Origin of the sequence: Paenibacillus humicus NBRC 102415, from assembly GCF_004000905.1 — a bacterium.
GTDB classification, from domain to species: domain Bacteria; phylum Bacillota; class Bacilli; order Paenibacillales; family Paenibacillaceae; genus Paenibacillus_O; species Paenibacillus_O humicus.
Genome location: NZ_BIMD01000002.1, coordinates 96993 through 110889, shown reverse-complemented (window position 1 = coordinate 110889; position 13897 = coordinate 96993). Strand labels below are relative to the sequence as shown.

The window sequence follows — 13897 nt, the reverse complement described above, 5'->3', positions numbered from 1 at the left end:
AACAGTACTTCAGCTTCGCTAGAACAAAATGTACAACATTTCATAAGAATCATCCTCCAATTGTCATTGAACGCAAAAAACCGCAGACTACGCCCGTTAATAGGCTTGTCTGCGGTGCTTCCGCTTCCAAAGAATATTTTATTAGTTCCAATATACCCCATCCGCGCACAAAGGACAAGATATACCATTTCATCGAAATGAACGACTTAAATCAACTTTTACCTTCAAGAGCCAGAATAAAGAGTCACCTTAAGTCCCTTAGCTGGCTGTTTTTACTACTTCTCAAACAAAAAAAGTCGGAAACTCTTCTATTGAAAAATTTCCGACTGTTCCAATCTTTACTTCTCGGATTTCTTTTGCTGGCTTTGATCGGACTTTATATCTTTACCAACAGAATCACTTTTCTTAGTTTGCTTTCGCATCCCATCGTCTTTCCTATCAGTACTCCCTGCTCTTCGGGATGACAGATCATCAATATAATTCTCAAACTTACGATCTTTCTCATTAGGTAGTACGGCATTATTCGATTGCCCATCTCTGCCGTTCATCGAAGGGTTACTCTTTTCATTACCATCTGAATGGCTCAGGTTAAGCTGATCGTGGTTATACATAATTCCTTTTCCGAATCTCGATCTCAACCCTGAAGGCTTATTACCACCCATCGGTCCACCATTAACTGCATTTTCACCTTCTGTATCAAGAGCGTGACTTAGAGCTCCATCAAATGTCCTGCTCATCGATGAACGCATATATTGTTTAAATGCAGTCATTGCACCTACTGCAAGCCCTACAGTTGCAAAAACAGTTGAAATAACATGCGACTTCAATGATGCGATGAGTAACTTCGCAATTTTCCAAAGGATAAAGACGTACAAAACGTCAACAGCCACCATTAATAACATGACTATCGAAGGATCGCTAACTCCGAGTGATGGCGTTCTTCCTCCAACATATCCCGTTAACCCTTCACCCATGAATAGTGAGATCACAAATGCAAACCCAATACTCGCTGCCAAGAAGATCAGAGACGGTATAAACAAATTCTTACTAATGGTTCTTGTCAGTCTCTCTGGAGGAACCAACACACTTGATAAGCAAATCGCAATGGTTAAGAACAAAAGCAACAGCAATACGAATAACTTCGCTACTGGCACAACGATGACAGCCATCAAATCACAGAGAATCAAAAGTAATCCTGAGAATATTGACGTCTTTTCAAGAACTCGTGCGTACAGGTCTTGATCGTCCATTAACGCTTCTCCAGTAGAATTCATCAGGATCAGTCTCATGAAAGCATCGTAATTAAAGTTCTTTAGCTCAAAATTTTGCGGGTACAACGTACTACTTTCTCCAAGGAGCCTATTTTCAGAGAATTCGCGATTAAAGTTGAAGGTCGCCATCATTGCCGCTGCTGTAATAAGAACCTCATTATCGAAATCGTAATAGTTCGTTAAATACATTAGATCCTTGTACGTTGATTTCAGTGTGGATTGGATACGCCGCTCCACATCAGTAAGCTGAGAGTAATTATAACCCTTCGCATACATATCTGCCTCAGAAAAGATCATCGGTCTTCCGGCATCATCATATGCACCTGGGTTAGCCGTATCAGCAACATATACTTTTTTGTTGGCAATTGGAACTTGTTTCCCCATTACATCGAGAGAATAAATCTGGTCAACCCAAGGTGAGTACAACTTCCAAACAGCTTTTAGGTCTTCTTTACGTTTCGCTTCTTCGTTAAATTTTGCCTTCATCGCAGGATCGGAAGGCTCTACTGCGTTTTTGAAGTTAAAGGTATCGACACTCTTCCCATTCGTTGCCGTCCACCTATATACATAGTCATTTCCTTGGTATAAATACGGAATCACGTAAGTAAATAACCCCTCCAAATCAAGGAAATCCCTCATTGAATTATTTACCTTCAGGTTATCACTTGAAGCCCTGAATACTTCTTTGGAAAGTAAGGCTGATTTGAACTCTCCATCAACTCTTGAATATCTGCTCTTCAATGCATTGTAGAAGTAATAAAACGGACTTTCAGTTGATAACAGGAAAGCTTCGGAATGCTCATCTGTCGCGGAACGTAACCCTGCATTGGAGTTGATATCATTTCGGAAAATGGCTTTTGAAACATCGGAACTATTCAACGCCCAATACCTATAGCTCTCCTCCATTTCAGAATTATTGGTGACTGATAGTGTTGCACTCGATTTTATTAACTGATTTTGTTGATCTGAATATTGAACTTTCTTATTGTCGTCCAATAAAGACTTAAATCTGTACTCAGGGAAAAGGAAGGATGACTCTTTTGCGTTTAATAATTTGTTGGCAGCCTCATTTCTTGATACTGCTTTTTCTGAAGTTTTGGAGTACGAATTTTTGGCTGCTGTAGCTATAGCGTTATATGGTCTATATAAGTAGGTGACCAGTGGATCATTGAAAACATACTCTTCTTGGTTAATAAAACTGCTGAATAACCACCTAAAGATGTTCAGATTTTCATTTAACGTTTGAGTTATTTTCCCTTTGTTAAACATATCATCGAAAACATCATCTTTCTTAGGCGACATCCATTTAACCCGAACTCCAACATCTGAGGAATATGCCTCCCTTGCTAACTCCATGTTTTGAGCAATAATATAGTTTTTCTCATCATCCATAAGTTTTACATTACGCATAGAAGACAGTGCTTGCTGATGCTGAGTAATTGCCCAATAATTAAACCTCCCAGAATACAGCTTATCTCCTGCAGTATTTGATAAATTTACTACACTTGAAATAAAGAACTGAGGAATTATCAGTACGAAAGCCATTACGATGAAGATTAATACCCCTTCTCTAATTGAACGCACATGTGTTATGACCATTATTATCACAATCATCGCAACAAATAAGATCAGCAACAAGTATATTGACATGTAATCGTCCAGTAACCAAGAAGTTATAGGTAACTCTGTCAGACTAGGCGTATTGATGTAACCAACAATCGAAGCATATGATTGGTTTCCGCCTGCACTTACACTTAAAATATTTCCGATCCACGAACCGGTAATGCTTCTATGGGTGGATATAATCCAGCTGTCTTGTGCAGATTTGATCAGCTTATCTCTGTACTGATTTGGACCGTCCGAGAGAAGACCATAAATCTTCTTAACGATATCGGTTTGCATTTCCTGCATAGTTTTTTCTTCGGAAGCAACAACCCCCGATCCGCCAATAATAGTAACGAGGTCTAATCCGCCACTCATCGTATTCAATATAATTGTTGGTAATAAGTCATTCTCAAAACGTTTGCTATCCCATTTTTCCTCACCAGTTTTACTGTCTTTACTCTTTTCGATACCGAGCAGTTGCACCATGTAACCCCAATAGATACCTGGGTAGTTATTGACATCATTCATGATCGCAGTCCGAGTAGTATATTTACCGAGAACGCCGTCTACTTCGGTTCCAGCGTACATGTTGCTCGTTAATTGTCGGGTAAATGTGCTATTCATTCCGAATACCCGATACACCATAGAATTATAGAACAGGGTAGAAATTGCATTTTGTCCGTTTGTCCCAACAACTTTCTTACTCGATCCTTTGACTGTATCATGACCTACGATTTTTCCGCCATTTCCTGACTGAAAAAGACCAGCACCATTAAATTCAAAGTAAGAATAATCATCAAATCCGTTATATTGTTTAAAGAAAGCACTCTTTCTTATCGCAATTGAAATATACCCCAGAAAAGAATCATATTCAGTTAAACCAAAGCTAGTTGGAGATATAAGTTTTGGTTGGTACCAGTTTGATCGTATAAGATTATCCTCGACGAGTGTCGATGAGGGCAACAAATTATATACGAAATTATTACTGTCGAATTTCAACAGCTTTAGCGCGGCGTTAATTGTATCAGGATCATCGGTTCCAAAATTCCCCAAATCCAAAAAGCTCTTTAACGCTTTAAACTCAGCAGAAGTTGAATTTAAAGTTTTATTGGTCGTGTTACCTTGAAGCCATTTCACTAAAAAATCTACTTGATCCTGTTCGTTACCTGAACTCTTGCTATCATAGTAATAGTGAAGAAAGCCGTTGAAGGGTGACGAGAAGTAAGAGCCTTGATAAAACTGATATTGACCCGATACTTCTTTGGCGAACATCTTCTGCCTCATCATCAAAGCATCATCATCGGTTTTCCAATCACCTTCACCGCCGCTGGCTCCAGTTGGTACGTTGAAATAGTACATATCGTCAGCTAATTCATCCAATGAAAAAACACTGCCACCGAATAAGTATTTGGACAAAGTATCCTTCTGATCACTGTTGAGTGCTTCTTCATCTACAAAATATTTTTGTCCATTGGTGAATTTACTTGCATCAATGGTCAAAAAGATAAACGAATTGTTACTTGAAAAAGTGCTAGATACGGTTTCGTTAATATACTTCTGAACATCTTGATACGGATTTGAGGTGACCTTATCACTGTTCATGATCAAAGTGTCTGAATCGCCCAGACTTCGGAATGCTGAACCCCCTGATAGCTTTGTCATACTGGAATGCGATTGAATACCAAAGATACTAAGCATATTACTTCTGTTCATTGTGCTTCCTGCCGAAGAACCGTTCGTAAAGTAATCCTTAATGTTATAGTACGGAGTCATGAAGGGTTTTCCGTCTAAAAAGTTTTCCGTAATCTTAACTATACCGCCCATAACAAATACGTTTGCGACCGGAAACTTCCCCCCAGTAGCGGTTCCAGAGAACACAACCGGATTTAATGCTGCAGGAAGAACCAGTACGTACTCTTCTATCGCGACATTATCGTAAGCTCCCCAAATGTTACCTAATCCATCGATATACATGGCGGTTAAAGCCCTGAGTCCTTTCTCCTTATCCAAAATCAACTCTGGCGAATACGAGAACAGTACTTGAATAGCTGCTCTTGTTGCTTTATCGTTCAAATCTATTACAACATTGTCGCCTGAACCATTCTTCGCATATATTTTTCGATTCGTTTCTACTCCTGCCAGTTTGTTATAAAAATCTTCTCCTGACATTGGAAGTGACCCATCTTGAGGAACGGACTTAAACAAACCGAAGGATGACTTTGACGATTGAAATACTTCCATGATCGCATTGTATAACTTCGTATTGACATCCACGATCTGCTTATAATTATCAGGTGAACCAAAAAACTTATTGCTCACAATCCTTGGAATGGTGTCCTGCTTATCCGTTGAAGCATCGACCATATCACTTAACTTGGTCTTCCCTGGAACAAAGAAATTGGATAGAAATACCCCATACACCATCAATTCATCTCTTGAAACCCTGTCTACAGCAAGCTCTGTTCTGTCTTTTCTGAAGAAATCAATCATTGAACGTGCCATAGCATTGGGAGAGTCGGCTGAAAGACTACCGACTGCAGAAGCCGAATTTAGCGGTATGGATGTTATTAGAAGAAATACGGCAATAAGCGCCGCTATAAATCGATTTACACGCTTAGGTTGCAACCTTTTCACCTCCATCCTTTTCCCTGGCTCTTAATTCGATTTTGAAGCTCGCTCCTCAGCCCAGTGCTGAACTCGATCCAACCATGCAGTTATTTTCTCTAAGCGATTTAGCCACTTTTCGGCTCGGATCATCTTTTTCTGAAACTTTAAAAACTCCTTATCATTCAATTCTTCTGAATGCGTATCCGCTTCGATACCTTCACCATGATCAATAACGAACCCATTGACCTGATCGCTCTCGATACCCCTCATTCCCGTCATCTCCTTTTCTGAAAATCGTTTTATTTATGTGCCACTTTTGTAATCCTTCTGCAAAATCAGATGTCGAAGTTGTGTTAATCTCAAAGATCAAACAAAGGTATTTCTAGGTTTCATGTGTTGTGGGGTGATAAATGAACCACTGAAAGATTCTTAACTCGACGATTTCAGACTTACTGCTGCTTAATTAAAAAGAAAAATCCCCTCATGAAATGAGAGGAATAATGTTCTATACAACTCCACTTCCTAAACTCAGGAGCCATGCAATAAGTCCGCCAAGCTCTCCGCCGATCAGGTAGAGCAGACAGAGCGAAAGGATAATGTAGGTCAGAACCCTTCGTTTGAAGTAAAGCATATACGCATTCTTATAACTGCCTGTAGACTTTAATGAAGCTTCTGTTTCCCTAACAGCAGAAATAGCATCATCGCTAATTCCGAATGGCTTCTTTCGCCCTTTATTATTCGCCTTCATGTCCATTGACTCTCTTGCTACAGGTAGTCCAATGTAAAACAAATCGGCAATCGATGTTGCAATCAGATAAATTGTAAGTAAGATCGCCCCTATGCCGAAAACTACTCTAACGTAAGGCAAGATCGGATTGATCCATATCATTGCAGTATACATATCTGCTGAAGCACTTTCCGTAACTAAAGGGATCAGCAACATTGAAACTTCGCTGTTCAAAGCAGATATTGAACCCATTATTACTTGTTGCGTTTGATCCGAGACTGCCGACCCCTGAAGCACCTCAACGAATTCCCTTAGCACTCTTTTCCGTGATTTTTCAGTTGCATCCTGAAAATTGGTATTGTTGAATTTTATCGTTCCGCTCGTACCATCATAGACCAGAAGCCGAGAATCAGGATGGTCCCCTGTGTTAGCTTCAAAATCAAGGTTAAGATGACTCCCTCCATTCCCTAGTTTGCTCCAAACATCTTGCATATGCTTCTTATCTCCTGAAGGAATCTCGATAGATTTTATATCTGCATCCGCCGCGGCGAATACTCCAGAACTTAAACAAAAGAAAACAGCGCAGAGAATCAAAAATGAGACTCTTATCTTTAATTTCACTGTATCAACCTCCTTCGGTTTGAACATGGGAACGTAATCTGTATGATCAATCATTAGTGGCTTATAGTTATTGTAAGGTTTATCTGGTAACAACTCTTGAAATGAAAATGCTTCTGCAAATGAAAAAAACTCCCCTCTGGAATTGAGGGGAGCTAACGACTTAATCAATATTAACTTGCTAGACCAACCCTAATATACATGGTGTAACCAAACACTTTGGGTTGAGTAAATGCCATACCGTGTTTGCCGTCCAATTCGAATTCCTTGGTTCCAAGCCGGTCAATCATAATAGTATCAACCACAGTATTTGGCATCTCCGTAGTTTCTGCAGGTGCCCAGATGGTTTTCCCGTCAGTATTCAAGCCAAGTGCAATTTCAGTTTCAGACTTCGAAATAGGGAGCTTACTCCATTCGGCGTATTTATCTACATTTACGACCTTAGCAGACGTTCCAGCTTTGGATTGGAACCCCAAGAAAGAAACTTCAATAGGAGAATTGCTCTGGTTTTCCATACTGAATGGAGCACTGATAAATGGATCATTTTCTGAATCGGGTTTTATTGCGAAACTAAGTGTTGTCGGTACAGTTACAATTATAGTTGTTGGTGTAATGTTACCAATAATATCGACCTCTCGACCAGATTCAGATTCTGAATTACCTTCATCCCCACCGCTTCCCATCAATGAAAATGTAGGGAAGCCGTTATTGGTGTTACTCGCAAGTAACCATTCAGCCTCTAATGCACCTCGGTTACTATTTAACAATTGTGCAAAATCATCTGATTTCATTTCAACAACCGTCTTTGCAATTGTCACAACATTGTCGCTGCCGACTCCAAGCTTTGGATTTTGAGGAATGTTACTCTCTTTTATGTCGCTGTCTGAATTCCAATAAGATGACGTGATCCTTCCATATCCATCATAATTAAAACCAGAAAAGCCGCCGATTTCACCTTCTCCCGAAAGATTTCCTGTAGCGTAAGAGTTAGAAATGAATCCGCCATTTGCTCCTACAAAACCGCCCACACGGATTCCCCCTGTTACATTTCCAGTTGCATAGGAGTTCCGAATGTCTGAATAGTTATACCCCGTCAAACCACCGATATTTTCGCTGCCTGATACACTCCCTGTTGCATATGAATTATAAATTTGCCCCCCGCTATTATTTCCAACCAATCCACCAATAAATCTGTTCCCCGTGACAGTAGCTGTTGAATATGAATCATAGAGTCTGCCATTATTATCACCGATTAAACCGCCAATTTTATCAGCACCTGACACAATCCCAGTTACGTATGCATTTCTCACCTCTCCAAGAGTACGCCCGACTAGAGCTCCTACGTTATCCTTCCCTGAGATGTTCGCATTTTCAATCCCTACGTTTTTAAGAGTAGCTAATGTACTCAAAACCCCGAATAAGCCAACATAATCAGATGAAGACTTATTGATCGTTAAGTTACTAATCTTGTGATTCTTACCGTCAAATGTCCCAGAAAACATTTTCGATTGGGTTCCGATTGGGGTAGCCTCCCAACCTGACGCATCAATATTCTGAGATAACTCCAAAAACTTATTTTCAAATGAGTTGCCCGAGTTAACTTGATTTGCAACCCATTCCAAATGACTTACTGAACTGATCGCATATGGGTCACCTTCTGATCCCGAGCCTAAAGGAACCACTGGAGCTGCCTGAGACTTCATTGGCGTAAACGAAGCAATTACCATGAAACTGAACATTGACATAACGAGAAGCTTTGCAATGGACTTCATTCTCTTCACCATCCAATTCAAATTTTCAATCAAAGTAAAATGTGGCAGGATATACACTCCCGCCACGATTCGTTAACTCCCAAATTTTAATTTTCAGTCAGTCCAACTTTTACGTAAAGTTTGTAATTCAAAGTCTGAGCCGAACCCCATGCATTACCATGTTTTGCTTCAACCAAAATGTCTTCTGTACCTTTAGGATCAAGTTTGATTGTACCTGCTACAGATGATGGGGAAACACCGTCAACTTCGGCAGGCGACCAAATAGTTGTCCCATTTGATATCCCCTTAATGCCGAGGGCGATTTGAGATGATGTTGCACTCTTGCCTAAGCCTTTCCATTCTTGGTCCGTATGCATAGAGGGATCAACTACCTTCACAGAAGTGCCTGGATCTGAAACTACGCCAAGCACCTGAAAATCAATTGGAGCATACGTGTCATTGATCACCGTTGCAGGAACGGATGTGAAAGGATCTGGAGAGTTAGGATTGATTGCAAAAGCAAGTCCTGTCGGTACGGTAACCACAATAGTTGTAACATCAGCGGTTCCCGAAACATCAATGGTCGATCCGCTTTCAGGATCAACTGTCTGGTCTGCCGCCGAAGCAACAGCTGAACTTAATAGCATCGCCATCAACATTGCACTTACTGTTAGCTTTTTAAATACTGAATTCTTCATCGATTCTGCCTCCTGTTTTATATTAGGTTCGTCTGGTCGCTTTGGACTTTCAGGATGAATCGAACCAAATAACCATTCTTACCCCTCCTTTGTTATACTTACTGCCTGAATGTCGACATCCGTTGCATTAACAATCCTATCCTCAAAAATACCGTTGTATCTAAGGATCAACTTTGTTGCACCTTCTGGTAATTCTCTGGATAGCTCAATTGTCTTAATAAATTGCTTAGGCTTTAAAATAGGTGATGTGTAAATAACCTCTCCTTCGTAAAAAACCTCTATATAGCAATCAATCGAGTTGTCCTCGTGGTTTTGAACCAACAAGTTCAAAGTCCTGCTACCTGATTTGATAGTCCCTGCTGAACTAACCTGAGTTTTAAATCTAGATGCATCCTGTATTTTCTTTAGATACTCTCTAATTTGCTCATCTGACATATTCGGAAGTTCGCCATCAAGTACTTCACCTACACCTGGTCTTGCAACTGGATCATTGCGATCCGCTGGGGCTATGGGATCAGAAGAACAACTTCGAAAAATCATCAATAAAATCGCTATGAGAATAACAACTCCAATGATTAAACTGATCCTCGTTTTCTTCTTTGATTTACTTTGATCTTGATCAGAATACTGTTCCTTATCATTGCTCACCTTGATCATCCCTTCATATCTGTATTTGGTTCCCTCCATCATCCTTTGTGTTTCAAGAGCAATCATCAATTACTATTGCAACTATTGATGAAGTGTTCTTTTAGAAGCTTCCTAAAAAGATCCCATATACAGTAAGGAGTGAGCTGCATATGGGCAAGTAAAAAGGATGATGAAGGGTTGGAAGTTGACTGTCGAACCAGTAACCAGCCCGCCAGTCAACTCCCACTTACAATAAATTTGATCAGCTATCCACTCCTAAAATTCATTCGAACTCGAGACTAGTTTCAAATTTTCCGTAAAGTATAAAAGTCGTCATACCCCCCTATTAAGCATCCCTAACAAAAGCTCAAAGAAAAATCCTCTCAGGAAACGAGAGGATTCTTCGTCAATATAAGCTCCATCTTCACTATGAATAGATTGATTTCAAGATCAAAATAAGGAATGACTGAATAGCAACCGCTATGATACATATATCCAATATTACTTTACGCATTTTCTCCTTTCTCACGAATACTTCTGCAGCGCTTGGATCTAAACTAGCATAATTGTTCTTGTTCCATCTGAAACTCCTGTAGAACAATATTGTCAAAACTACAGAAGCGATCTCAATCAAGCCAAACACAATAAAAGAAGTCTGTTTATCTGATATATTACTCATAAAACGAAGTAATATGAAAACGCCTAGACTCTGAATAGTTAAAAAAACTGTTAGAGCGTTAAACACATCTCGAAATCCATAGCAGAAACTAATGATGCGATATCTTATTCTCCAAATCCGACTAAACTCATCATTAAGTTCTGAACCTTTTTGTACAACATTATCATTTTGCATCATCCTGATCATCCCTTCACTTTTTATATTTTCAACCCTCCATTAACCTCAGTATCTAAGACCCATATGCAGTTAAGGAGAACTGCATATGGGCAATGAAGGGAAGTGAACCTAAATATTGAACTGGGTAGGTATTCGACATTCGGGTTCCACTTACTATAAAATTGATCAGCTATCCACTCCTGAAATTCATGGACTCTCAGACTAAAATTCATTTTTATCCATGAAAGAAATGACTAAAATGAAAATAAATAAATGCGTCATACCCCGAAGGGTGAGATGCACTTGAAGATACGGCAATTAATGTGTGTTAATGAGTATACTCGGTTGCATTCCATTGAAACATACTCGCCAGAAATAAACATAATACAAGAATTGTCGCCTCATTGTGATTTGCGTGGGAAATCATCTACTCTTTAATGAACCCATATTCCTGGTACAAGGCAGAAGAACGGTTATAAAATGTACACCAAAGAATATAAAACTCCGAAATTATGCTAAGTCTGCTTACTAGAAGCTAAACCTTGACCTGTGTTGTTCGTGATAAGTATCTTTTACCTCTCTGCCGCTGAGTATAGCTCGGAAGAAATCAACCGGATCATAAAACAAAGTGGTCGTCACTTTACAGGATCTTGTTTTTGCAACTGGAGGAAGCAATAGTTTCACTTGAGCAAAAGCAAGTTCCCATTTATCCGGCTTTACAACCGCTATGAGCAGGCGATTGAAAGGATTGCCACTCTGGAGACAGTATCTTGCTATTGAGGTAATTGATCGTAGCTTGTCACCTGAAGTGCTATCAGAAGACAAGTTAACCGCATATACCCCGATGCCTCCGAGGAAATGTTCTCCTGAAAAGAATTTGAATTCGCGTGACCAATCGCATGTTCCTGGGGAACGGTAAGAAGTGTCGAAATATAAGCAGTTTACAGCCGATACCGCGTTGACTATATTGCAATCCCCATAATCGAATTGGCTGACTGCTGACTTCCTCTCCACTATTCCTGCAAAGCTCTCATCAATATATGGACGAAAGGCTGTTATTGAAACAGAATATGCAAGCCTTACCCAGTTCTCATCTCGATATGGAGATGCCGCTAACTCACTCATTTCATCAATTGTCATTTGCTCAAGATCGGTTTTGAGGAAATGAACAGAAGTATCAGCAGGTAATTTGTATAGGGGAATAGCCTTTAAGTACATGTGCTTACCCCTCCTTGGAAGCCAACTCAAGCCCTGAACCGGCATCATGGAATATGTGTTGTCTCCGTACCTCATCGAGTGCTTTCTCGACTTGATATTTATTACTTATATGTTCACCAATGTCCGTCATACTGAATTCTCCATTAAATAACTTCAATAGAGCTTCGCGTTCAATAGCTACTTTCTCGCGACTATGGTGCCCATTCTCAAAATACGACTGAAGAACTTTATCATCGCTTACGCCTTCAATCATTTTCTTAGAATTATCCGAAATGAGATAGAGAATATGAGCCAATTTCTCTTGATCACACTCCTCAATCGTGTTTTTCATTCCATGTTCTGTTAAAACATTTAAAAAACGAATCTCAGAACTGCACTCCTCTAGGGAACTGAACATTCGATACTTGGGTTCGGGCAAATACTTTGCCGCTTCCGGCAAGAAAAACCCCTTTGCTGATTCGTTTAATATCCCTGACCTGAATACTCTTAACGCCTCCGATACCTTATCTTGAAGTATCATGTCGATGGTCTCTTTACCGACAAGTGACTCCAGCTGCCGCGAAACCCGTGATACCATAACATCAATTGAATTACGAGATGTTCCGAAGTGGGTCGCTGTTTCCTGATAATCATATTTGGATCGAAGGAAGAAGGAGAATTTCTCCTTTACCCTCGGTCTTTTAATGTAATTCATCTGCTTTACAAAGTTCACGATCTCCATCAGAGCATCCAATTTACTTTGTTGAATTTGCGTTGTATCTGAGAAGGGTTCGCTCTCTGGCAGTTTATTTTTAACTGTAATAATTGCATTCTCCAGCTTCTTCGGGAAGATCACATAAACACGTCCTTTCTCTCCTTGGCATTTTGTATAAATTGATCCATTATGGCTATGAGCTCGTCTGCAGAAGAAGTAGAAACAATTGAAGCAATAGTCTGATCACCAACCAAAACTCTGAGTTTGTTATCAAAGTAAATGATCTTGGATCGTAATGAGTCAGTCGTTATGCCGTACTTCGCTGCCTGTTTTGAAGAATTTCTGCCTGTGCTTTTGTTTATCCACATCTCGTACCTTAGTTTTGACTTCTCACTTAGATTGCTAAGTTCTCCTAATAAAAGAACAATGTGATTAATAGTGTCCAATTTCATATGCTCTAACATCTTATCCGCATCATTCAATTCTTTTGACTTTAGTCTTTTCTGGATTGTTGAAACAGCTTCAGTTATCTGCCACCACAACATTTTCTTTGGCTGATCCATTCGATCAATTCCTTTCTTTATGTGATGATGTTGCCTGGCTCTCGACTAACTCGACATGAAACGACATAATCAGAACCTCTTTCGTTAATTCCATACCGACTTACTTAATTTACCCGCATATGGGGCTGACGTAAGTCCTCTGATTTTCTTTTGTAACGAAAAACCCTAGAGCCTGAGAGGAAAATCAGAGCTTAACTGAACACACAAACTGAATTTAAGTCAGTTTTGAGAAAGTGAGCTTGTAAGTACTGTAATTTTGCTTCATTTTCAACTCCTGAATTTGATCCCATCTCGTGAGCAAACGGAATTTTCTCAACTGATTATTTTTCTTGCTGTATACGGTTCAAATGAAAGCAAATAAAGTCATAGAGGGGTAGAGGGATAAAATTTGAACTGGCGAGAAATCAACAGTGTTCCGAGGGGTTGGTAGGTATAATTTCCCAGAATGATAAGGTATAACTCAGAATGATATTTTATTTCGACCTACCTAATATACCGATCAGATAGAAACAAACTAAATCCTCGATTATAAACATAATCTAGGGAACGAGTAGTCTAAACAGATATTAGAACTGGTATTTGATGTGAAAGCAAAATTAAATCCACTCATCACTTCATATCCGTTTCTCACCTATCTTTTAGACTGCTCCTATCTATTATAAAATTGTATTCGGCTGAATATA

Annotated in this window: 9 protein-coding genes; all 9 read right to left on the bottom strand. The window is 39.6% G+C overall.

Annotated features, from left to right (window positions below):
• Positions 1-338: 338 nt before the first annotated feature.
• The 9 genes from PHU01S_RS02380 to PHU01S_RS02340 all read right to left on the bottom strand — a co-directional run bounded on the left by PHU01S_RS02380 (position 339) and on the right by PHU01S_RS02340 (position 13214).
• Positions 339-5501: a hypothetical protein gene (locus PHU01S_RS02380; RefSeq protein ID WP_164762947.1), complete on the bottom strand. Its 5163-nt coding sequence runs from the start codon at positions 5499-5501 to the stop codon at positions 339-341.
• 30 nt (positions 5502-5531) lie between these two features.
• Positions 5532-5753 carry a hypothetical protein gene (locus PHU01S_RS02375; protein WP_127505902.1) on the bottom strand — a complete coding sequence of 74 codons (222 nt, stop codon included), beginning with the start codon at positions 5751-5753 and terminating at the stop codon, positions 5532-5534.
• 235 nt (positions 5754-5988) lie between these two features.
• The gene (locus PHU01S_RS02370) at positions 5989-6858 is read right to left on the bottom strand and encodes a hypothetical protein (protein ID WP_218032400.1); all 870 of its coding nucleotides are present in this window, start codon (positions 6856-6858) and stop codon (positions 5989-5991) included.
• A gap of 143 nt (positions 6859-7001) precedes the next feature.
• Positions 7002-8666, bottom strand: coding sequence for a GLUG motif-containing protein (locus tag PHU01S_RS02365; protein WP_127505898.1), 1665 nt, complete (start codon positions 8664-8666; stop codon positions 7002-7004).
• A gap of 20 nt (positions 8667-8686) precedes the next feature.
• A complete protein-coding gene (locus tag PHU01S_RS02360) occupies positions 8687-9277 on the bottom strand; it encodes a hypothetical protein (protein ID WP_127505896.1) in 591 nt (196 codons plus the stop codon).
• 78 nt (positions 9278-9355) lie between these two features.
• Positions 9356-9967, bottom strand: a complete 612-nt coding sequence (locus tag PHU01S_RS02355; protein WP_218032399.1) for a hypothetical protein — start codon at positions 9965-9967, stop codon at positions 9356-9358.
• A gap of 1300 nt (positions 9968-11267) precedes the next feature.
• Positions 11268-11957 carry a hypothetical protein gene (locus PHU01S_RS02350; protein WP_127505892.1) on the bottom strand — a complete coding sequence of 230 codons (690 nt, stop codon included), beginning with the start codon at positions 11955-11957 and terminating at the stop codon, positions 11268-11270.
• A gap of 4 nt (positions 11958-11961) precedes the next feature.
• Positions 11962-12792 carry a hypothetical protein gene (locus PHU01S_RS02345; protein WP_127505890.1) on the bottom strand — a complete coding sequence of 277 codons (831 nt, stop codon included), beginning with the start codon at positions 12790-12792 and terminating at the stop codon, positions 11962-11964.
• Positions 12789-13214 carry a hypothetical protein gene (locus PHU01S_RS02340; protein ID WP_127505888.1) on the bottom strand — a complete coding sequence of 142 codons (426 nt, stop codon included), beginning with the start codon at positions 13212-13214 and terminating at the stop codon, positions 12789-12791. Before PHU01S_RS02340 ends, PHU01S_RS02345 begins: the two co-directional genes overlap by 4 nt.
• Positions 13215-13897 lie beyond the last annotated feature (683 nt).